Annotated in this window: 22 protein-coding genes, 1 tRNA gene and 1 pseudogene; 16 read left to right on the top strand and 8 right to left on the bottom strand. The window is 37.4% G+C overall.

Annotation, left to right across the window (positions count from 1 at the left end; translation table 11 throughout):
- Nucleotides 1-296: 296 nt before the first annotated feature.
- Both I6U50_RS05065 and I6U50_RS05060 read right to left on the bottom strand, forming a co-directional pair.
- A tRNA-Leu gene (locus I6U50_RS05065) sits at nt 297-378 on the bottom strand.
- Nucleotides 379-603: 225 nt separating this feature from the next.
- Nucleotides 604-1095: a CIA30 family protein gene (locus I6U50_RS05060; RefSeq protein ID WP_232805880.1), complete on the bottom strand. Its 492-nt coding sequence runs from the start codon at nt 1093-1095 to the stop codon at nt 604-606.
- Nucleotides 1096-1382: 287 nt separating this feature from the next.
- Between I6U50_RS05060 and I6U50_RS05055 the strand changes: the two genes are divergently transcribed.
- The 14 genes and pseudogenes from I6U50_RS05055 (at nt 1383) to I6U50_RS04995 (ending at nt 14636) form a co-directional block, all read left to right on the top strand.
- Nucleotides 1383-2324, top strand: coding sequence for a ribose-phosphate pyrophosphokinase (locus I6U50_RS05055; protein WP_193711502.1), 942 nt, complete (start codon nt 1383-1385; stop codon nt 2322-2324).
- Nucleotides 2325-2446: 122 nt separating this feature from the next.
- On the top strand, nt 2447-3100 hold the full coding sequence (locus I6U50_RS05050) for a 50S ribosomal protein L25/general stress protein Ctc (protein ID WP_193711501.1): 654 nt from the start codon (nt 2447-2449) through the stop codon (nt 3098-3100).
- 225 nt (nt 3101-3325) lie between these two features.
- Nucleotides 3326-3955 (top strand): aminoacyl-tRNA hydrolase, encoded by a 630-nt coding sequence (gene pth, locus I6U50_RS05045; RefSeq protein WP_198638063.1) that lies wholly within the window; start codon nt 3326-3328, stop codon nt 3953-3955.
- 7 nt (nt 3956-3962) lie between these two features.
- Nucleotides 3963-4901, top strand: a complete 939-nt coding sequence (locus I6U50_RS05040; protein ID WP_193711499.1) for a bifunctional riboflavin kinase/FAD synthetase — start codon at nt 3963-3965, stop codon at nt 4899-4901.
- A complete protein-coding gene (locus tag I6U50_RS05035) occupies nt 4891-6210 on the top strand; it encodes an HTTM domain-containing protein (protein WP_198638062.1) in 1320 nt (439 codons plus the stop codon). Before I6U50_RS05040 ends, I6U50_RS05035 begins: the two co-directional genes overlap by 11 nt.
- Before the next feature lie 147 nt (nt 6211-6357).
- Nucleotides 6358-7629, top strand: a complete 1272-nt coding sequence (gene serS, locus I6U50_RS05030; RefSeq protein WP_198638061.1) for a serine--tRNA ligase — start codon at nt 6358-6360, stop codon at nt 7627-7629.
- 116 nt (nt 7630-7745) lie between these two features.
- Nucleotides 7746-9467 carry a tetratricopeptide repeat protein gene (locus I6U50_RS05025; RefSeq protein ID WP_317192014.1) on the top strand — a complete coding sequence of 574 codons (1722 nt, stop codon included), beginning with the start codon at nt 7746-7748 and terminating at the stop codon, nt 9465-9467.
- Nucleotides 9468-9476: 9 nt separating this feature from the next.
- The gene (locus tag I6U50_RS05020; protein ID WP_198638060.1) at nt 9477-9785 is read left to right on the top strand and encodes a DUF4286 family protein; all 309 of its coding nucleotides are present in this window, start codon (nt 9477-9479) and stop codon (nt 9783-9785) included.
- 4 nt (nt 9786-9789) lie between these two features.
- On the top strand, nt 9790-10623 hold the full coding sequence (gene rsmA / locus I6U50_RS05015) for a 16S rRNA (adenine(1518)-N(6)/adenine(1519)-N(6))-dimethyltransferase RsmA (RefSeq protein WP_198638059.1): 834 nt from the start codon (nt 9790-9792) through the stop codon (nt 10621-10623).
- Nucleotides 10601-11950: a magnesium transporter gene (mgtE, locus tag I6U50_RS05010; RefSeq protein WP_198628674.1), complete on the top strand. Its 1350-nt coding sequence runs from the start codon at nt 10601-10603 to the stop codon at nt 11948-11950. Before rsmA ends, mgtE begins: the two co-directional genes overlap by 23 nt.
- 349 nt (nt 11951-12299) lie before the next feature.
- Complete coding sequence (locus I6U50_RS05005) at nt 12300-13280, top strand: 2-hydroxyacid dehydrogenase (RefSeq protein WP_198638058.1); 981 nt, start codon at nt 12300-12302, stop codon at nt 13278-13280.
- A 198-nt stretch (nt 13281-13478) separates the two neighbouring features.
- A pseudogene (locus I6U50_RS15905) lies at nt 13479-13622 on the top strand (VOC family protein); the annotation flags it as partial.
- Nucleotides 13623-13723: 101 nt separating this feature from the next.
- Nucleotides 13724-14209 (top strand): DUF6428 family protein, encoded by a 486-nt coding sequence (locus tag I6U50_RS05000; RefSeq protein ID WP_193711492.1) that lies wholly within the window; start codon nt 13724-13726, stop codon nt 14207-14209.
- Nucleotides 14210-14219: 10 nt separating this feature from the next.
- On the top strand, nt 14220-14636 hold the full coding sequence (locus I6U50_RS04995; protein WP_198638057.1) for an arsenate reductase ArsC: 417 nt from the start codon (nt 14220-14222) through the stop codon (nt 14634-14636).
- A 100-nt stretch (nt 14637-14736) separates the two neighbouring features.
- Here the strand turns inward: I6U50_RS04995 and I6U50_RS04990 are convergent, their stop codons facing one another.
- From I6U50_RS04990 to I6U50_RS04970, 5 genes are all read right to left on the bottom strand, one after another.
- A complete protein-coding gene (locus I6U50_RS04990; RefSeq protein ID WP_198638056.1) occupies nt 14737-15387 on the bottom strand; it encodes an SDR family oxidoreductase in 651 nt (216 codons plus the stop codon).
- 87 nt (nt 15388-15474) lie between these two features.
- Nucleotides 15475-17277, bottom strand: a complete 1803-nt coding sequence (locus I6U50_RS04985; RefSeq protein ID WP_198638055.1) for a GNAT family N-acyltransferase — start codon at nt 17275-17277, stop codon at nt 15475-15477.
- A 38-nt stretch (nt 17278-17315) separates the two neighbouring features.
- Nucleotides 17316-18566: an aspartate kinase gene (locus I6U50_RS04980; protein WP_193711488.1), complete on the bottom strand. Its 1251-nt coding sequence runs from the start codon at nt 18564-18566 to the stop codon at nt 17316-17318.
- A gap of 6 nt (nt 18567-18572) precedes the next feature.
- Nucleotides 18573-19043 (bottom strand): GNAT family N-acetyltransferase, encoded by a 471-nt coding sequence (locus I6U50_RS04975; RefSeq protein WP_193711487.1) that lies wholly within the window; start codon nt 19041-19043, stop codon nt 18573-18575.
- 74 nt (nt 19044-19117) lie between these two features.
- The gene (locus I6U50_RS04970) at nt 19118-19603 is read right to left on the bottom strand and encodes a GNAT family N-acetyltransferase (RefSeq protein ID WP_193711486.1); all 486 of its coding nucleotides are present in this window, start codon (nt 19601-19603) and stop codon (nt 19118-19120) included.
- A 204-nt stretch (nt 19604-19807) separates the two neighbouring features.
- Between I6U50_RS04970 and fbp the strand changes: the two genes are divergently transcribed.
- The gene (gene fbp, locus I6U50_RS04965) at nt 19808-20815 is read left to right on the top strand and encodes a class 1 fructose-bisphosphatase (protein WP_193711485.1); all 1008 of its coding nucleotides are present in this window, start codon (nt 19808-19810) and stop codon (nt 20813-20815) included.
- Between the two features lie 326 nt (nt 20816-21141).
- On the opposite strand, the gene I6U50_RS04960 is transcribed toward fbp, so the two are convergent.
- Nucleotides 21142-21564: a TerB family tellurite resistance protein gene (locus I6U50_RS04960; RefSeq protein WP_193711484.1), complete on the bottom strand. Its 423-nt coding sequence runs from the start codon at nt 21562-21564 to the stop codon at nt 21142-21144.
- Between the two features lie 161 nt (nt 21565-21725).
- On the opposite strand from I6U50_RS04960, the gene I6U50_RS04955 reads away from it, so the two are divergent.
- Entirely contained in the window at nt 21726-22745 is a 1020-nt protein-coding gene (locus I6U50_RS04955) for a ligase-associated DNA damage response exonuclease (protein ID WP_198638054.1), read from the top strand.
- Nucleotides 22746-22790: the final 45 nt, after the last annotated feature.

Raw genomic sequence — 22790 nt, 5'->3', positions numbered from 1 at the left:
CAATTAAGAGGAGTAAGAAATACCGAGTTCTTCCTATTTAGACTCGAAAAATTATTTGCTTAAAAAAGCAAAAACCCAGAAAATGGTCTTGATCCAATAAAAGCCTTTAGAGCACAATTAAGAGGAGTAGGAAATACCGAGTTTTTCTTATTTCGACTCGAAAAATTATTTGCTTAAAAAATCAAAAACCCAGAAAATGTTCTTGATCCTTTTATGCTCTGGGACTTGTCTCAAAATAAAAAACCCCGTAAACATTGAGTTTTACGGGGTTTTGGTTTTGTTTGAAGTCTTAAAAGTACTCGAGGCGGGAATCGAACCCGCACTTCCGAAGAAACTGGATTTTGAATCCAGCGCGTCTACCAGTTCCGCCACTCGAGCAAGTGGACGGCAAAATTATAAAATTTTCCCTTTATCACACGGTTTTTTTAGTTTTTTTTCGAACAACTAATTATAAGGGATAACAGCCTTAATTTTCCCAAATAATGAAGATGTATAGAGTTTCCAGGTTTGCTTTTAACTTTTATTCTAAAGCATTATAAGCTAGTTAAGCATTAATCTGTTATTTGATATAAAGAAATAGGGTGTAGGGTTTTAAAGAACACCTTACTTTAATGCTATTTTGCTCATTTCAAGGCGAAAATTTTCAGCTCTTTTGTTTCCAATTAAAAAACGCACTTCCTGAATCTTATTAGCCGAAAAATTAGGAATATTGAGACTTCTGCCTCTGTAAGTGGGAATCATTTCTTTCAGCGGAATTTCTACAGTTTGCCAATCTCCGGTAGTTTTAAAAATGTAAATATAGGAGGCTTTGTCTTCTATATTAGATTTTACACGAAACTGATAGTTCTTTCCATCTCCTTTTAATTTAATGTAGGCTTTTTTATAATTACTGATGTCTTTGGCGGCAAATTTATAATGTACAGAGGCAAAACCACCATTGTTTTTCAGGGAAACATAACCTTTAAAAATGGCATTTCCTTCCTTGCTGCGCTCCATTTTGCTAAAAGAATTGCCGCCCATTACAACATCATTTTGTATTTCCCAGCCCGACCAAGCTTTAGTTGAATTAAAGTTAAAAATCAGTAAGTTGTTCATAATTAGTGGTGTTATGGTTATTGGGGATTGCTGATAAAGCATTTTTACCTTAAATTTAAGGCTTTAAGGATAATTAGCTGTATTGGAGCTGTAGAATGAAATTGTATTTCTTTAGCTACCAATTTAATGAGAATTTACGTTGTATGTTTCTTAAATCCCGGGCTGTTGTGAAAATTCTAAATTTTAATAGGTAGTAGAAGCCATCAAAGTCTGTTCGGGAAAAAATAAATTTATAAATTTGGCCCCTCACAACATATGTACCACAAAATACGCAAACACAACACAAGATGCCAGAAGTAACTACCGAAGCAAAAATTTTTTCCTGTACCCAAAGTAAAGCTTTAGCTGCTAAAATAGCAGAAGCTTATGGGGCGAAACTAGGAAACGTGATTACCTCCACGTATAGTGATGGTGAATTTCAACCTTCTTTTGAAGAGTCGGTTCGCGGTTCCCGGGTTTTTATTATAGGGTCTACGCATCCGGGATCAGACCATTTAATGGAGATGTTATTAATGCTAGATGCTGCTAAAAGAGCATCAGCCAGACATATTACGGCTGTTCTTCCTTATTTCGGATGGGCACGCCAGGATAGAAAAGACAAGCCAAGAGTGCCAATTGCCGCTAAAATGATTGCCAGTATTCTTGAAACCGCCGGAGCAACCAGAATTATTACTATGGATTTGCACGCAGATCAAATTCAGGGATTCTTTGAAAAGCCGGTAGATCATTTGTATGCTTCCACAATATTTCTTCCGCATTTAAAAAAATTAGGCCTGGACAACTTAACTATTGCTTCGCCAGATATGGGTGGGTCTAAAAGGGCTTATGCATATTCTAAAGCTTTGGAAAGCGATGTGGTTATTTGCTATAAGCAACGTGCAAAAGCCAATATGATTTCGCATATGGAGCTTATTGGAAATGTAGAAGGTAAAAATGTGGTGCTGGTAGATGATATGGTAGATACCGCCGGTACCTTAACTAAAGCAGCCGATGTAATGATGGAGCGTGGTGCTATAAGTGTACGGGCAATATGTACACATCCCGTGCTTTCTGGAGAAGCTTACGAGCGAATTGAAAACTCGAAGCTTCAGGAATTAATTGTTACAGATTCTATTCCTCTAAAACAGGAGAGCAAGAAAATTAAAGTGGTGAGCTGTGCCCGTCTTTTTGCCGATGTGATGACCAGAGTACACGAAAATAAATCTATAAGTTCTAAGTTTATTATGTAAACTCCTTTGTGCTTATATTTTTAATAAGACTCCCGAATTAAAATGTTGTTTTAAAGAATTTTGATTCAGGGTTTTATAGAAACGAAAAAAGCACTACTTTTGCAGCCTAAAATTTTTCAACAATGAAATCAATTACGATCAACGGATCTAAAAGAGAAAGCGTAGGAAAGAAAGCCACAAAGGCCCTGCGTAATGCTGGACAGGTTCCTTGCGTATTATACGGGGGAGATGCCAAGCCGTTGCACTTTGCAACAGATGAAATTTCGTTTAACAACCTTGTGTACACCCCAGATGTGCATACCGTGGAAATTAAACTTGGAGATAGTGAGAAGTTTAATGCTATTCTTCAGGATATTCAATTCCACCCGGTTACAGATGCTATTTTGCACGTAGATTTCTACCAAATTAGTGATGATAAACCAATCACTATGGAAATTCCAATCCATACCGAAGGTGTTGCCCGAGGGGTGAAGAATGGTGGAGTATTGCGTTACAACTTACGTAGGTTAAAAGTAAGAGGTTTGGCTCAGGAATTGCCAGATTATATTACTGCTGATGTATCTCAGCTTAAAATTGGTCAAAAACTGTATGTTACAGCTGTACAAGATGAAGCTTATGAAATTCAGCATCCAGATAACACTGTAATTTGCCAGGTGAGAACTTCACGTAACATTGTTGCCTTAGACGAGGACGACGAGGATGAAGTAGCGGCAGACGAAGTACCATCTACTGAAACAGGTGATGTTGCTGCAGTGAAAGAAGGAGAGGGGAACTAATCTTTTTATTCCAACAAATACATAAAAGCATCCTGTACAGGATGCTTTTTTATTTTAAATACTTTTTAAACCTCAATAAACTATTTTCAATTAAGCTTTTGTAGCTTTTTTAGGAATAAGAAATTGTCTTTTTGGGTTGGTAGTAGCTTTTTCTAAATCTGGATTATAGGCTAAAAACATTTAGTTAAATATTCTAATAGTTTTATCTTTACCAAAACTAATGCTATGCTGCCTTTCTTCGGAAAAATACTTAGTAAGAAAAAGCCCCAGGAAGAAGAACAAGATCCCATGAAGAAATTTTTGATCGTAGGACTGGGAAATCCGGGTCCTAAATATGAAAATACCCGTCACAATATAGGCTTTAAAATTTTAGACTATATAGCCGAAAAAGAAGAGGTGAGTTTTTCTACCGAAAAATTGGGTGATGTCGCTAAATTTAAGTTCAAAGGCCGAACTTTTATATTGTTAAAACCTTCTACTTATATGAACCTTAGTGGAAAGGCTGTAAATTACTGGCTTCAAAAGGAAAAAATAGAATTGCAGAATTTATTGGTAATTACCGATGATCTTAATTTATCATTTGGAACTATTCGCTTAAAGACTAAAGGTAGTGATGGTGGCCATAATGGCTTAAAAGACATTCAAAGTACACTAAATACCACAAAATATAATAGATTTAGATTTGGAATTAGCAATGAGTTTTCTAAAGGTCAACAAGTAGACTACGTGCTGGGTGAGTGGGGTGAAGAAGAGAGAAAGGAGCTGCCGGAACGTTTTCAGAAATCATCCGAATTAGTGAAATCTTTTGGGACAGCAGGTGTTTCTAATACAATGAATTCATTTAACGGTAAATAAGTTGGGCTTGAAGATACATAAAGGAGCAAATGCTTTTAAAAGTGAGAAGCAAACAGTAGTTACTATTGGTACTTTTGATGGCGTTCATGCGGGCCATCAGCAAATAATAAAAAGACTGGTAGATGCTGCTAAAATTGAAAATCTTGAATCGGTTATCTTTACTTTTTTTCCGCATCCAAGAATGGTTTTGCAAAAAGAAAGTGGGTTAAAACTTATAAATACCATAGAAGAACGTACCGAGATCCTGGAAGATACCGGGATAGATCACTTAGTTGTGCACCCATTTACGCAGCAATTTTCCAGGCTTACAGCACAGGAATTTGTACGTGATATTTTGGTGAATAGGCTTAAAGCTAAGAAAGTAATCATTGGCTACGATCATCGTTTTGGCCGAAACCGTACTGCAGATATCAATACCTTAAAGCAATTTGGCGAAGAATATGGATTTGAGGTAGAGGAAATAACCAAGCAGGAAGTGGACCAGGTGGCCGTAAGTTCAACCAAAATTAGAAATGCCCTATTACAGGGTAGGGTAGAGCAGGCCAATAATTATTTGCAAACACCTTTTAGTTTAAAAGGAGTGGTGGTAAGAGGTCGTGGCCTTGGCAAAGAATTCAAGTACCCAACCGCTAATGTGAGTATTAAGGAAGATTATAAATTGATTCCTAAAAATGGTGTCTATGTGGTTAGCTCTACCATAGATGGGGAAAAATATTTTGGGATGATGAATATAGGGACCAACCCAACCGTGGGAGGAGAAGAACAAACTATAGAAACCTATTTCTTTAATCTTGATAAAGATTTATACGGAAAAGAACTTAGAATAGAAATGCTTACCAGGATTCGGGCAGAGAAAAAATTTAGTTCTATAGAGGCATTAAAAATCGCAATGCGACAGGACGAGGCGTTTTCAAAACAATATATTAGAGATAATTATGCTCAATAAATGGCTTTTTAAGCAAGTAGATAATTCGGCACTTATTGCTTTTAGAATTATTTTTGGACTGCTTATTACCTTAGAAGCCGTTGGTGCAATTTTTACAGGTTGGATTCGAAGAGCCCTTATTGAGCCCGAGTTTACTTTTACCTTTATAGGTTTTGAATTTTTACAGCCACTTCCCGGTAATGGCATGCTATATTATTATGGGTTGATGGGGCTGTTTGGCGTTTTTGTAATGCTGGGCTTTAAATACCGCTTTAGTATTTTCTGCTATACCATTATGTGGGCGGCTGTTTACCTGATGCAAAAATCTTCCTATAATAATCATTATTACCTGCTAATGCTGTTATGCGGTATAATGTTTTTTCTTCCGGCAAATCGATATTTGTCGATTGATAGCTGGAAAAAGCCTAATTTACAGAAAATTGCCATGCCGCAGTGGGTGTGGCTTTTTATCGTACTGCAATTATGGATAGTTTACACCTATGCCTCGGTAGCTAAATTATACCCAGATTGGCTAGACGGTACCTTGCCGGCTATGCTTATGGCCGGAAAAGCCGATTATTGGTTGGTGGGGGAAATGCTGCAACAGCCCTGGATAAGATATGTAATTTCTTATTTTGGACTTGTTTTCGATCTCTTAATTATCCCTGCGCTTCTATGGAAAAGAACTAGGTTGCCGGCTTTTATCCTGGCTATTTTCTTTCATTTATTCAATAGTTTTATTTTTCATATAGGTATTTTTCCTTATTTGTCCCTGGCTTTTTGCCTGTTCTTTTTTCCTTCAGAAAGGATTAATAAATACATTCTTCGTAACAAAAAACCCTATTACGATAAAGCTGAAATTATAGTTCCTCCTTTTAGAAATACATTAATTTTGGCGCTTTCGGTTTGGTTTGTAATTCAAATTGGCTTGCCACTTAGGCATTGGTTTATTAAAGATAATGTACTCTGGACAGAAGAAGGCCATCGTCTAAGTTGGCGTATGATGTTGCGCTCCCGGTCTGGTAAAACCACTTTTAAAGTAGTGGAAAAAGGAACTACCGATACCATTCACATTAACAAAGCACGCTACCTGAGCAGAAAACAAATGCGCTCCGTAAATTCTAAACCAGATATGATGTGGCAGTTTGCGCAGTATTTAAAGAAAGATTATGCCAATAAGGGGAAAGAAGTACAGGTGTTTGTAAAGTCTAAAATAAGTATTAACGGCAGGCCTTACCAAAATTTTATAGATCCAAAAGTAGACCTGGCAGCCGAAAAATGGAATCATTTTAAGCATCACGACTGGATTTTACCTTCAAAATTAGACTAGTAATTTTCAGTGCTTTTCTTACATTTGCAGCTTTAGATAAAAGTAAATTGCTTCAAATAGTTTTAGGAAGCGATAAGTAGAAATAATTAGTAATTTCGGGCTGAACCTCGGGATATTTAACTCTCGATTGTCGAATAAAAGAAAGCTATGTTACAGGTTAACCATATTAGGGAAAATAAGCAGGAATTTATAAACGCACTCAAAAAACGAAATTTTGAGGCCGAAAGTATTCTTGACGAGGTGCTGCAGTTAGACGATAAACGTCGGGCTACGCAAGCCAAACTCGATGATATTTTAGCCGAATCTAACAGGCTTTCTAAACAAATTGGGATGATGTTTAAAAATGGGGAACATCAAAAAGCCAATTTAATCAAAGAAAAAACAGGAAACTTAAAGGAAGATTCTAAAGCGCTTTCAGAAGAGCTCGCCACTACGGTAGCCAATCTTGAATCTTTGCTTTATACTATTCCTAATGTGCCTCACCAATCTGTGCCAGCGGGAAATTCAGAAGAAGATAACGAAGAGGTTTTTAGAGAAGGGGATGTTCCTGTACTTGCCGAAGGTTCACTGCCACATTGGGAGCTTGCCAAAAAATACGATATTATTGATTTTGAATTGGGAAATAAAGTTACCGGTGCCGGTTTTCCTGTTTATAAAGGAAAAGGAGCTCGCTTACAAAGAGCTTTAATTACCTACTTTTTAGACAAAGCTATTGATGCCGGTTATACCGAATACCAGTTGCCTTTAATGGTCAATGAAGCTTCAGGTTTGGGAACAGGACAGTTGCCCGATAAAGAAGGGCAAATGTATCATATAACGGCCGATGATCTTTATATGATTCCAACAGCTGAAGTGCCTATGACGAATATGTATCGTGACCGCCTGCTGACCGATAAAGATTTTCCCATTGCCTGTACCGGGTTTACACCTTGTTTTAGAAGGGAAGCAGGTTCTTATGGAGCACATGTTCGCGGACTTAACCGTTTGCATCAATTTGATAAAGTAGAGTTGGTAAGGATAGAAAAACCCCAAGATTCTTATGCTGCTTTAGATAATATGGTTGAACATATTAAAGATATTTTAACCGATTTAAAATTGCCTTACCGAATTCTAAGGCTATGTGGAGGAGATCTTGGCTTTACCGCTGCCCTTACTTACGATTTTGAAGTGTTTTCTACCGCGCAAGATCGTTGGCTGGAGATTAGCTCGGTTTCAAATTTTGAAACTTTTCAGGCTAACCGACTTAAGCTTCGATATAAGAATAAAGAAGGCAAAAAGGAATTGGCACACACCCTTAACGGAAGTGCCCTGGCTTTACCACGTGTACTTGCGGGAATCCTGGAGAACTACCAAACCGAAGAGGGGATTAAAATCCCCGATGTTTTAGTGCCTTACACCGGCTTTAGGCTAATAGATTAAAACCACGATTACTATTGATTAAAAGGGCAAATTCTTATATTTACAGGATGCGCTCTACCTTGTTTTTTATCTTTTTTATTTGCTCCATTTTAGGGGTCTGGGCGCAATCTGATAGGTTGGCACGTAATTTTTTTGACCAGGGGGAATTTGAAAAAGCCCTTAAAGTCTATGAGCAATTATTAGAAGAAAAACCGGAGCATACGGCCTATTTTTTTGGAGTGGTGCAAAGCCATCAGCAATTGGAGAATTTTAAAAAGGCAGAAGAATTGCTTCGGCAGCGGTTGAATAATTCAGCAAACAATCCAACACTTTTAATTGAACTGGGGCATAATTACGAACTTCAACAAAATACCCAAAGAGCCGCAAAATTTTATGAAGAGGCTTTAAGTGCCATTAATGCACGTCCCAATTATGCGTATTCCATAGCACGTACCTTTCAGAAATATAGCTTGCTCAGTAATGCTGCAGCTGCTTATGAAAAGGCAATGGAGCTAAATAGCGAGTTAAATTATAATATACAGTTGGCAAGAATTTATGGGGAGCAGGGCAAAACAGAACTCATGTTTAAAAATTACCTGGAGCTAATTGAAGCAAACCCCGATTTTTTCCCAATTGCTAATCGTGAGTTCGGCAAGTATATCTCGGCAGATGCTTCAAGTGAAACCAATACTGTTTTTAGAAGACTATTGCTTACAAAACTGCAACAAAATCCCAGTTTGCTATATAACGAAATGCTTAGCTGGCTTTTTATTCAGGAGAAGGAGTTTTTAAAAGCCTTTTCTCAGGAAAAGGCTATTTACAAAAGGAGCGATAAAGGTTTGCAGGCTATTTTAAATCTTGCGTTTGCGGCGCGGGAAGCTTCCAATTTTGAGGCCGCCTCAGAAATTGTGGAATATATAATAGAAGAGGCACCTTCAGAAAACCTGGTGTTGCAGGGAAATCAGTTTTTATTGCAAATGCAGCTGGAGCAAGAAGATGAAAGCGCATATCAGGACATCGAAAAAAAATATACCAAACTGCTGGAAGAATATGGAGAAGGACTCAATACATTGGCTTTACAAATAGATTTTGCCAATTTCCTGGCTTTTAAGCAACATAAACAGGAAAGAGCTATTGCATTGTTGAAAGAACTTTCCAAAAAGGCCGGAAGCAATTTCGACAAAGCAGTAGTAAAACTGTCGCTGGCAGATATTTTAGTGCTACAGGAAAAATTTAACGAAGCGCTAATTTATTATTCCCAGGTTCAAAACTTAGTGAAAAACCATCAAATTTCGCAAAATGCACGTTATAAAGTGGCGAAAACAAGTTATTTTAAAGGAGATTTTAAATGGGCTAAACAGCAGCTTGATATTTTAAAATCTTCTACCTCTCAGCTTATCGCTAATGATGCGATGGAGTTGAGTTTGCTTATTGAAGATAATTCTATAGAAGATACCACACAAACGGCACTTAAAAAATATGCACGGGCCGATTTGTTGGCCTTTCAGGAGAAAAGTTTAGAAGCAATTCAACTTCTTGGAGAGATTTTAAGTGTACATAAAGGTGAAAAAATTGAAGATGAATCCTTGTTAAAGCAAGCGCAGTTATTTGAAGAAACAGGACAGGCTTTAAAAGCTAAAGATAATTATCTTAGGATTATTAAAAATTTTAAATCCGATATCCTTTCTGATAACGCCCATTACTATTTAGCTGAATTATATGCAAACGAGTTGGGAAATAGGGAAGAGGCCAAAAAATATTACGAGCAAATAATATTTAACTTTGCCGATAGTATTTACTTTGTCGAAGCTCGTAAAAAATATCGGGCCCTTAGAGGAGATTATCAGGAAACACCTTAAAAGATCAATATGTACATATATAATGTAACCATAAATGTAGAGGAAAGCATTCATAGCGAATGGCTAAAATGGATGAAAGAAGAGCATATTCCCGAAATGTTGGACACCGGAAAATTCAAAAAAGCACTTATGACGCGGGTAATGGTTACCGAGGCTATGGGAGGCATCACCTATTCTGTTCAATATACAGCCCAAAGCAAGGCAGATCTTGATAATTACTATAAGGAAGATGCGGATAGCATGAGGGAGAAAAGCAAGGTTTTTGAAGGTAAATTCGTTGCTTTTAGAACAGAAATGCAAGTAATAAGCGAGCAATAATTGTATGACGAAGTATAAAAAAAAAAGAAAGGCATCCCAGGTTCAGGAGGGTGAGGTAAGAGCTAAAAAACATCTTGGCCAACATTTTTTAACTGATGAAAATGTGGCTAAAGACATTGCTGAAACGCTTAATTATAAGGGGTATACAAAAGTGTTGGAGATCGGTCCGGGTATGGGGGTGTTAACCAAATACCTATTGCAACAGGACGCTGAAGTACATGTGATAGAAATCGATACAGAGAGTGTTGCATACCTGCAAGAGCATTATCCGAAACTTCACGGTAGAATTCATCAACAGGACTTTTTAAAATACGATTTGGGTACAGTTTTTCGCGATGAGGCTTTTGCGGTTATAGGGAATTTTCCATATAATATTTCTACCCAAATTGTTTTTAAGGTTTTAGAATTAAAGCATCAAATTCCTGAATTTTCAGGGATGTTTCAAAAAGAGGTTGCTAAACGAATTTGTGAAAAAAAGGGGAATAAAACCTATGGAATCCTTTCGGTATTGGTACAGGCTTTTTATGAAGCCGAATATCTATTTACCGTGCCTCCTTCGGTATTCAATCCGCCACCAAAAGTAGATAGTGGGGTTTTACGCTTAACCCGCAAGGAAGACTTTAGTTTGCCATGTAACGAAAAATTGTTTTTTAACGTGGTTAAAAAAGCTTTTCAACAGCGGAGAAAAACCTTACGAAATAGTTTAAAAAGTTTCGATTTACCCGATAATCTTAAGGAAGATAGTATATTTGGCCAGCGCCCGGAGCAATTGGATTTTCGGGAGTTTATAGATTTGACCCTTAAAATTCAGCCGTATGCAATTTCAAATCAGCAGTGAATTAATTGACAAAATAAAATTTCTTGTTGCCGAAGGAAACAACGAGGAATTATTACTGCATCTTGAAGATGTACACCACGCTGATATTGCTGAAATTATTACCGAACTATCTTTAGAAGAGGCCACGTATGTGGTGAAACTTTTAGATAGTCAAAAAACAGCAGAAGCTCTTATGGAGCTTGAGGAGGGGGTTCGGGAACGTATTTTGGAAACACTTTCGGCCAAAGAAATTGCAGAAGAGCTGGAAGAAATGGATACCGATGATGCGGCCGATATCATTTCAGAACTGTCTCCCGAACGCCAACAAAATGTTATTGCAGAACTTGTAGATGAAGAACACGCCGATAACATTGTAGAACTACTCCGTTATGATGAAGATTCTGCCGGGGGACTTATGGCAAAAGAGCTCGTAAAGGTTAACGAGAATTGGAGTGTGACCGGCTGTATGAAAGAGATGCGGGAACAAGCCGAAAATGTTACCCGTGTACACTCTATTTATGTGGTAGACGATAAACAAAAATTAAAGGGAAGATTATCTCTAAAAGATTTACTTACCGCCCCTAGTCACGCCAATATTAGTGATGTGTATATCCCACAGGTAGATTTTGTAAATGTACATACCGAAGGGGATGAGGTGGCCCGAATTATGCAAAAGTACGACCTGGAAGCGATTCCAGTAGTAGACGAGATGGGTCGCCTGGTGGGTAGGATTACTATTGATGATATTGTAGATTTTATAAAAGAAGAAGCTGAAAAAGATTATCAGATGGCTTCCGGTATTTCGGAAAGCGTAGAGGCAGATGATAGCCTTTTAAGGTTAACAAGAGCGCGTTTGCCCTGGTTGGTTCTTGGGCTTTTTGGAGGATTGGGCAGTGTTTATATCATGAAAGGCTTCGAAGAAGCTTTAGAGCAGTTCCCGGTTTTGTTTTTTTTCACTCCTTTAATTGCGGCCATGGCCGGAAATGTAGGGGTGCAATCCAGCGCGATTATAGTGCAGGGGCTTGCCAACGATAATTTGCGCGGAAGTTTGTTACAGCGCCTAATTAAAGAAGTGGGCCTAAGTTTAATAAATGGAATCTCCCTGGGGGTACTCGTTATTTTATTTGGCTTGCTCGTAGGCCAGGATCAAATGGTGAGCTTTACCATAGCTGCATCTTTGCTTTCGGTAATTATAGTTGCGGCACTGGTAGGAACTTTTGTGCCTATTATTTTAAATAAACAAGGCATTGACCCCGCTATTGCTACAGGGCCTTTTATCACAACCAGTAATGATATTTTCGGTATTTTTCTCTTTTTTTATATCTCTAAATTAATGCTTGGTTTTTAACTTAACCAGCATAGGTTTCTCATTATAAAAATCATTCTTTACCTTTGTCTGTTCGTTATTAAAGTACCTCATCGAAGATTTTGAGGAATTTTTTGAAACTATTAATTAGGCTGTTTTAATACGCATCCTAAACTTGTTTTGGTAGAAGCTGAAACAAGTTCAGCTTGACGTGTAAATTTTAAATAGGCTTATAAAATCTCACATAGTGGGTAAAGAAAGATGAAACCGCCATCATTTTTATACAATTTTTCCATTTTTCAAACTTAATTTAATGTAATGAGGAGATGCTATTTTGGTATGTTCTCCAGGCGGCGTTATGTTATAAAAAATAAAAACTCATTTTAGAGCAATGATTATTTTACATTCAGATACAAATCATCCAACTTTAATTAAACAATTAGACGATGCCGGTCATCATAATATAGAGGGCTATAGCCAATCTCGGGAAGAAACCCTTGAAAATCAGCATTTGTACGACGGGATTGTAATTAGAAGTCGGTATACCATAGATCGTGAATTTATAGATGCTGCTCCAAATTTAAAGTTTATTGCCAGAGTAGGTGCCGGTCTTGAAAATATTGATGTAGAGTATGCCGAAAAACATGGGATTACGTTGTTTTCGGCTCCTGAAGGAAACCGAAATGCGGTGGGGGAACACAGCCTGGGCATGTTACTTTCCCTTTTTAATAAACTGAATAAAGCAGATAGGGAAGTACGGGACGGCCTTTGGCACCGGGAAGAAAATAGAGGCCTGGAATTAGACGGAAAAACCGTAGGAATTGTAGGCTATGGAAATATGGGAAAAGCCTTTGCTAAAAAATTACGTGGCTTTGAGGTGGAAGTGCTTTGTTATGATATTAAAGAAAATGTAGGCGACGAAAATGCCAGACAGGTGTTTTTGGAAGAATTTCGTGAGAAATGCGATGTAGTGAGCCTACACACCCCCTGGACGCCGGAAACCGACCAGATGGTCAATAAAGAGTTTATTGATGCCTATAAAAAGCCATTTTGGTTTATCAATACTGCCCGTGGTAAAAATGTAGTAACCGCAGATCTTGTGGATGCTTTAAAAGATGGGCGTGTACTTGGTGCCGGTTTAGATGTTTTAGAATATGAAAAGGCTTCTTTTGAAAGTCTTTTTTCTAACAAAAAGAACGTTTCATTGAGTATAGAAAATCAAATTCCGGATCCTATGCGGGAACTTATGTTTTTAAATAACGTGATTTTAAGCCCCCACGTAGCAGGATGGACCAAAGAATCTCACGAAAAACTGGCAAGTGTAATTGCCGGAAAAATTATCGATAAATTCGGAAAAGGGGAAGGAAGGTAATATACCCTTATCTAAAATAGTTTAAACCTCACAGGTCTTGCAGGCCTGTGAGGTTTTTTTATGATGTGACGTCATTTTGAATTTATTTCAGAATCTAATACTTTAAAGTTTTTATTCTTTAAAACGGTAAATTTTTTGTCGTTGTGATCCCGATTTTTATTGAAAGAAGCAATCTGCAAATTGGAGTTATCGAATCAAAAACTGTTGGAAACCTTAAAAGAGGAAGGAGTGGAAGTTTTCGATGAAATTCAGAAAGTAAAAGAATGAAAATTTGGCTGGATAATGGACCCTGAAGGAAATAAAATAGAACTTTGGGAGCCTAATGACCGGGCTTTTTTATAATTAAAAAGATGCTTTTTTTGAATCGAACCAGAAAAATTAGTTAGTAGGCTTTTTTATAATTTATATTAATCGTAATATTGCGATATATAAATATTTGAATTATGAAAACTTCAGAATTATTTGATGTACTGCAATCACATCAGGAAAAAGCACTTCTTTTTGAATATGCACCGAATCTATTGGTTGGAGCCAATTATCATATTACCGAAGTAAAACATATTAAAATAGACTCGGTAGACTGCGGTTCAGGAACAGATTCCTGGAACGAAACGATTATTCAGTTATGGGAAAGCCCAGAAGAAATTGGTAAAACAGCTTTTATGAAAGTGTCGAAAGCCCTTGCAATCCTGGAAAAAGTAGGGCAAATGAAAGCCTACGACTTAGAAGCTGAGGTGAAATTCGAATACAGTAACGCTAACTTTCATACCGCACAGTTGTTTGTTACCGGATTTGAAATTAAAAACGAAAACTTAATGATAAAACTCGCTGTAAATCCTACCGATTGTAAGGCGAAAGAGACCTGCGGAGTAGAAAGTGCCGAAGAGGTGAATGAGAATGCATGTGCCCCGGGAAGTGGTTGCTGTTAAAAATTAGTGTATGAAAAACATACTTGTACTTTGCACCGGAAATTCCTGTCGAAGCCAAATGGCACATGGCTATCTTGAACATTTTGCCAAATCTCGAGCTAATATTTATAGTGCCGGAATAGAAACGCATGGTTTAAATAAAAAGGCGGTAGCAATAATGAAGCTGGACGGAATGGATATTTCAGGACATACCAGCAATCATATAGATGAATATAAGACTATAGATTTCGATTTTATTATTAGCGTATGTGATCACGCAAATGAGCATTGCCCGTTTATTCCTTCTAAAAATGCTGTTAGGCTGCATCATAATTTTGCAGATCCTTCTAAAGTAGAGGCTTCAGAAAAAGCAATTCAGGAAGCTTTTAAAACCACCAGGAACGAAATAAAGGCCTGGTGCGAAAAATTTGTAAAAGATAATTTATAGAATAAAAAAAGCTGTTTGGAAATTCTAGCGTCATCCTAAACTTGTTTCAGGATCTACCTTGTGGAATTTCCAAACAGCTTTTTATCATATAAGATGCTTATTAATTGTTCTGGCTTAACTCCACAAGTGCCGATTTAATAGATTCTTCGCCTTCCAGTGCTTGAAAAGCCATGTTTTTACCTAGCGGATCGGCCAGGCACATTACCAATAAAAAAGCTACATCATCACGGGAAATCTCGCCTCGCTCTTTCAATTTTGGAGCTAATTTTACTTTAGCAAGCCCCATATCGTCGGTAAGCCTGCCGGGTTGTAAAATAGTGTAAACAATTCCGCTGTCTACCAGATAATCATCTGCTTCTTTTTTCGCTTTTAGGTAATGTTCTAAATCACCACCTTCTTCCGGATTATCGGTTCCCATTGCGCTAAGCATAATAAATTTCTTTACATTATGTTTTTTAGCGGCATCAACCATTTTTTTAGCACCTTCCTGGTCTACAGCTATGGTTTTGTCAGGGCCGGTTTTGCTTCCTGAACCGGCCGCAAAGATAACCCGGTCTATTCCTTTAAAAGCGTGGTCTATATCGCCTTCAAGATCTGCGATTACACTTTCCACTTCCATATCATCAAAGATTTGCTTCTGCTCTTCTTTGCGAATCATAGCAACGGGTTTAAAGTTTTGGGTATTATTCAAAATTTCAATGACCCTTTTTCCTGTTTGTCCGGTTGACCCGGCTATTAATATCTTTTCCATGTCTAGTTAATATTTTTGTATTTTCAAGATAAGAATGAAATAAAAGCCTACATAATGTATGCTTCAGAATAACATGAAATTAACAGCTTAATGCTGCGAGTTGAATTTTGCCTCCAATTCTTTCTGAAATTCTTCCATTACCGGTTTTACAGTGCTTTCGGGTAAATCGGCAATGCGTATATACATTAACCCATCTACCGAGTTGTTGAAAAGTGGATCTACATTAAACGCCACTACTTTTGCATTTTGCTTGATATATTTCTTAATCAACACCGGAAGACGCATATTTTCAGGCTCAATTTCATCAATAATCTTATCGAATTTGTTTAAATCGGCTTTGCTGGCATCAAATATAATATCTTTATCTGCGTCTTTTAGTTTTACCTTGAATTCTTTCTTTGGTTTAATAAACTGAGCGATATAAGGATCGTAATAATGAGATTTCATAAACTCGATCATTAAAGATTTCGAGAAGTTTGAAAATTTATTACTAATGCTTACTCCACCAATTAAGTATTTATGTTCTGGGAAACGTAGCGTACAGTGCACAATGCCTTTCCAAAGTAGAAAGAGCGGCATTGGCTTTTGCTGATATTCCTTTACTATAAAAGCCCTCCCCATTTCTATAGATTTGCTCATCATCTTATGAAGTTCGGGTTCAAACTTAAAAAGTTCCTGAAGGTAAAAGCCGTTTATTCCATGATTGGCGTAAATTTCGCTTCCCATACCCATACGGTAGGCCCCGGCTATTTTTTTAGCCTCGTTATCCCATAAAAACAGATGGTAATAATACTCGTCAAATTTATCAAGGTCTGTCGCATTATTGGTGCCTTCACCAATTGCCCTAAAGGTAATTTCACGCAGCCTCCCCAATTCGGCCACCACATGTGGAATCACTTCTTTTTTGGCTAAAAAAACTTCATAATTCTTGCTGGACAATAAACGCTTGTCCATTTTCCTACAGTTTTCAACCTCGGTCTCCATTAATATCTGCGCAGTTTCCCCCGCAATCTTTTTTGGATTTTTAGGCAACTTTAAGCTCTTTGGAATTTTATCAAAAAGCTTTTTCTGTTCAAAAACATTGGCAAGCATATAGGTTTTTCGGCGTAGAAATGCCGTATATGTTTCTATATTGGTGTGTTCTAATTGGTCTTCTACGCTAATTGGATTGCCGATGCGCACCTTAATTTTACGTCTCTTTTGCGTGAGCATTTCGCTGGGGAGTTTTGCAGTTCGCAAAATATCGCTCATAGACGCTAAGCGGTAGAAAAAAGTAGAATTCTTAGCATGAAAATAAATGGGCACTACGGGAACATTGGCCTTTTGTATAAGTTTCATCGCGGCCGGTTCCCAGGGTCTATCTACAATTACCTTATGATCTTTATAAGTGGAAACTTCGCCGGCGGGGAACATTCCTAGCGCCTTGCCTTCTTTTAAATGCGCTATGGCTTCTTTAATTCCGGCCAGGCTGGATTTGGCCTCCTTATGGTCCTCAAACGGGTTTACCGGCATAATGTAAGGCCTTAACGGATCTAAACGATGTAAAAGAAAATTTGCGATTACCTTATAATCGGGGCGCTCATGCAGCAATAATTTCATTAAAATCATCCCGTCTATCCCACCTAAAGGATGATTGGAAATAGTGATAAACGGCCCAGTTTTCGGGATGCGTTTCAGGTCTTTTTCGGGAATTTCAAAATCTATTTCAAAGCCTTCTAAAATAGAATCTATAAATTCAATTCCGTTTAGGTTTTTACGCTTTTGATATTCTTTATTGAGCCGGGAAAGTTTAGTGGTTTTGAGTATAAGCCAGCCTATAGAAGTTCCTACAGCACCCAATTTTTCAAGGTTCATTACTTTGGCGACTTCTTTGGCACTTACAATTCCCATTTTTAGACTGTTTTAATTTAGCAACAACATAAAATTACTTAATTGCGGGTTACAATTTGAAGGGTATTATGGGTAAGCTGTTTTAATAAAATTTCTTTGTCTTTTTCAAGGCTTGCAATAGCTTCGTCATTAAAATGTCTTATGGTGAATAAGGAAACCCCGGGGATAAAACTAACTTTAAATCGGGCTTTTAAGTGCTGAATAAGTTTTTCTAATTGGTTGAATTTGTTGTCTACACATACCGAAAAACTAATCGCAGAGTTCTGAATTAAATCAACTTTCATCTGGTACTGATGAAAAAGCCTAAAAATTTCACTTATATTTTCTTCTACCATAAATGAAAAATCCAGGGTAGAGAGCGAAATTAAAACCAGGTCTCTTTTTACTATAAAACATGGGATCTCAGGAAAAATCATGCTGCCTTTTCCTACTTTGGTACCTTTGCTTTCGGGGGCTAAAAAAGGTTTTACAAAAAGAGGGATCTCCTTTTGTTGAAGGGGCTGTAGCGTTTTTGGGTGTATTACCGAAGCTCCATAAAAAGCAAGTTCTATGGCTTCTTCATAGGAAATATGCTGTAGCAGTTCAGGGTTCTTAAAAACCCTGGGATCGGCATTTAAAACTCCGGGAACATCTTTCCAAATAGTAACATTTTCCGCATTTAAACAATAGGCAAAAATCGCTGCGGTATAATCACTTCCTTCCCTCCCAAGCGTAGTGGTGAAATTATTGTAGTCTGAACCTATAAAGCCCTGTGTAATGTTTACTTTATTTAAATTTAGGTGTTGCCTTATAGCTTCCTGGGTTTCTTCCCAATTTACACCGGCATCCCGGTAAACACTATCTGTTTTTATAACTTCCCTGGCATCAATCCAATTGTTTTCAATATGTTGACTGTTAAGGTAGGCACTCACTATAGTTGTGGAAATTAACTCTCCGTAGCAAATTACCTGGTCGTAGACAAAATCGTATTGTTCAGATTTATTATGTTGAAGAAAATTTCTAAGCTCGGTAAAAAGTTCATGAACCTTATTAAAAATTGTAGTTTGAGAACCTTTAAAAAGATCATTTAAAATTTCAAAATGAGCTTCTTCTACCGCCTGAAGGCTTTTAGGTACATCTTTTTCAAAAAGATAATCTTTAATAACAACTTCTAGCGCATTGGTAGTTTTACCCATGGCCGAGATAACAATTACTTTTGGGCCGTTTCCGGTTTTCTCCAATACATTTTGAACATTCCTTACCCCGGCTGCATCTTTAACCGATGCCCCTCCAAATTTAAAAACCTTCATAAAATTTTAATCGATATTTTTCTGGATTCCGGTTTCATCCATATGCACGGTATACCAATCTTTTTTGATATCTGCACCGGTATTTTTATAAAATTCCTGTGCGTTTTTATTAGCTTCAGAAACCACCCATTCTACTCGTTTAACGTTATTATCGTAGCCGTATTTTACAACCCTTTTGTAAAGTGCACCACCAAGCCCTGTGCCTCGCATACTTTCTCTAACAATTAGATCTTCCAGGTGTAGTGTACGTCCTTTCCAGGTTGAAAACCTAAAATAAACGAGCGCCATCCCTTCTATTTTACCATTTACTTCGGCTACAAAGCATTTAAAATTTTTGTCATCAAAGCCTTCCTGTTCCAGGTCTTCTACCTGAATTTCAACCTCCTCGGGAGCATTTTCATAAGCCGCAAGCTCTTTTATAAGCTCAAAAGCTGCGGGCATATCTTCTCTCCTGGCTTCACGTATTTTGTATTCCATAACATTGATATTTCTATACAAAAATAGGAATAGATTTTAAGACCCGGGCCTAATTAAAGAGGCTTAATTTATTATTAACGTGATTGTTTTTTAAGAAAGTTATTCATGGCACTCTCATCCATTTGTACGGTACACCAATCGGTAAAGACAGTGGCGCCGCTACGGCTGTAAAATTCGCGTGCGTGTGTATTCCAATCTAAAACAACCCATTCAGTTCGCTTTACACCCTGTTCTTTGGCAAATTCAATTACCCGGGTATACAGGGCATTTCCCAAACCTTCGCCTCGCATGCTTTCCCTTACTACAAGATCTTCCAGGTGCACTGTTTTTCCTTTCCAGGTTGAATATCTAAAATAACATAGGGCCATACCTTCAATTTTCCCATTAGCCTCGGCTACAAAACAAGTAAAAGCCGGGTTTTCTCCAAAGCCGTCTTTTTTAAGGTCTTCTGCCGAGATAATTACCGCCTCGGGTTCTTTTTCAAATTCAGCCAGTTCTTGTATAAGTTCTAAAACTGCCGGCATATCCTCTGGTTTCGCTTCTCTAATTTTAAATTTCATTGTATGTTGTTTGCTTTGCGTACAAAAGTAAAAAATGAATTGCCAAAATGGGTTATTCTGTATGCTTCCTCCTAAAGAATATAAATAATTCCTTTTAATTTGGTTTAATTACACTTTTTAGAATTTTCTATACTTTATTACGATAACGTTTTAGTAATTAAGAAAAATGAATAATTTTGAAACAAATAACGATATTAATTCAAAATGGTTAAGAAAAATCAAACTTTAGGCGAATTCATTATAGAAAACCAGGCAGCTTTTCCTTATTCTTCGGGCGAGCTTTCCCGCTTAATTAGATCTTTACGGCTTGCGGCTAAGGTTGTAAATCACGAAGTGAATAAAGCAGGTTTGGTAGATATTCTGGGGTTGCACGGCGATACAAACATTCAGGGGGAAGACCAGCAAAAATTAGATGTTTATGCCAATGAAACTTTTATTCAAACTTTAATAAATCGCGAAATTGTTTGTGGTATAGCTTCAGAAGAGAACGACGATTTTATAACCATTTCCGGTAAGAACAATGACAATAAGAATAAATACGTGGTACTTATGGACCCACTGGATGGCAGCTCTAATATTGATGTAAACGTATCGGTTGGTACCATTTTTTCAATTTACAGGCGCGTTACCCCCATTGGAACCCCGGTAACTAAAGAAGATTTTCTGCAACCGGGAAATAAGCAGGTGGCGGCCGGTTATATTATTTATGGAACTTCCACTATGTTGGTGTATACTACAGGTTGTGGTGTAAACGGATTTACTTTGAATCCGGCTTTAGGTTCCTGGTATTTATCACACCCCGATATGAAGTTTCCCGAAAACGGAAGAATTTATTCTATGAACGAGGGAAATTATGTGCATTTCCCCGAGGGAGTGAAAAAATATATTAAATATTGCCAGGAAGAGAAAGAGGACAGGCCCTATACCTCTCGTTATATTGGCTCTATGGTTTCAGACATTCATAGAAATATGATTAAGGGCGGAATTTTTATCTATCCCAAAAGCTCAAAAGCCAATAACGGTAAACTAAGGTTGTTATACGAATGCAACCCAATGGCTTTTATTGTAGAACAAGCCGGAGGAAAAGCTACCAACGGTTTTACCCGAATTATGGATATTCAGCCTAAAGAATTACATGAGCGTGCGCCTTTTTTCTGCGGAAGTAAAAATATGGTAGATAAAGCAGAAGAATTTATGCAGAAGTATAGTTGAAAAATATAACTATATATGAAATTTTACTATCTAAAAGGAGAAGATATCAACGTCATTACGAACGAAGTGAAGTAACCTTCTTGTTGTTTTTCAAAAAGTTATAGATTGCTTCGTTCCTATCAATGACGGAATTTTGTAAGCTGCGGATTTATTGGCAATTAAAATCCAACGATTAAAAATAAAAAAAGCCACGAATCCACTAATCATAAGTAATATTAGTGTATTGGTGGCAATTTTTTTTGAATGGGGTCTCGCAATGACGAATCCCAGCACTTTTGAGATAGCCTTTTTTAAATTTAGCTAAAATGTTATTTTAATATTCCCGATTACTTACCCAATAGATATTTGTAATCTTCAAAATTCAATTGTCCGCTAAAAATCTGAATAGACCTTTTTATAATGTTTTCGGCGTTTTCGTTAGAAAAACCAAGACCTATGGCATATCGTTTAATAAGCGCTTCTTCTTCATGGTCTATCTCATGATCGGCAAAAATAATTTTAAATAAATCGTGTAAACGCTCTAAACGCTTTTCTACACTGTTATAGGCGCTAATAGGAAATTCTTGCGGATTCTTAATTAGCATTTTATATTCTTGCTCACTAATATCAAGTTTGCGAGCAAAACGTTCTAAGAGAACACGTTCTTTTTCGTTAATATCCCCATCTACACTTGCAAGATTTACAATAGAAGCAAAATGATTGATGTTGCGGAGGTGTTCTCCTGAACCAAATAAATCTGAAAATGACATTTTATTAATTTTTATATATAGACAAATATACTTAAAGCTTCAAGTATATCTTATCAAAAAAACTCTAAAATGTTTGATGCTTCATCAATCGCTAATCTTTTCTTAATCCTTTTTTTTAGCGTGGCATTTTGGGTATTTTCAAATTAAAGTATCTCTTATAAATGAATCCACCTTTACTCGCCTTTAATGAAAAAGGTATTTACTGCGAGGCAGCAGATACTTACCTAGACCCCTGGAAACCTGTAAATAAGGCTATTATTTCGCACGGTCACGCCGATCATTCCCGCTGGGGGCATAAAAAATATATAACCCATCATAGTAATGTTCCTATTATTAAACATAGACTGGGGGAAATAGAAGTTTCGGGGAAAGCATGGAACGAGACCTTTACCATTAATGGTGTTAAGTTCTCCCTGCATCCGGCAGGCCATATTATTGGTTCGTCCCAAATTAGGGTAGAGTATAAAGGCGAAGTTTGGGTATTTACCGGCGATTATAAAGATGAACCTGATGGGGTAGCAGTGCCTTATGAGCCTATTAAATGCCATACATTTATCACCGAATGTACTTTTGGTTTACCAGCCTTTAAATGGCAACCACAGGCGGAGGTCTTTACCGAAATTAATAAATGGTGGCAGCAAAATAAAGAAGATGGAAGAACTTCGGTAATCTTTGGATATTCCCTGGGAAAAGCTCAACGCCTGTTAAGACATCTCGATACTTCAATCGGCAAAATTTACACTCATGGTGCAATAGAGAATATGACAGATGTAGTTCGCCCTTTAGCTGAAATTCCAGGAACCACAAGAATTACGCGCGATACCAAAAAAGATGAATTTAAAGGAAATATTGTAGTGGCCCCACCCAGTGCTCATGGCAGTCCATGGATAAAAAAGATGGTGCCTTATGTGACAGCTTCGGCCAGCGGTTGGATGACTTTTCGTGGAGCTCGAAGAAGACGTGCCATAGACCGCGGTTTTGTACTCTCAGATCATTGCGATTGGCAGGGCTTGCTAAAGTCTATAGAAGCTACGGGTGCCGAAAAAGTGATTTGCACCCACGGGTATACCGACATTTTCTCTCGTTATTTACGTGAACTAGGTTATGATGCCAGGACTGAAGAAACACAATATGAAGGTGAAACAGGAGAAGAAGAGTCAAAAAATGAAAAAGAAATTTAAATGTTTTGTCACTTCACCTGCAGTCGGGAAGTAAATAAACTAAAC

Source organism: Salegentibacter maritimus (assembly GCF_016236975.1).
Lineage (GTDB): Bacteria > Bacteroidota > Bacteroidia > Flavobacteriales > Flavobacteriaceae > Salegentibacter > Salegentibacter maritimus.
This window is presented reverse-complemented; position numbering and strand designations above follow the sequence as displayed.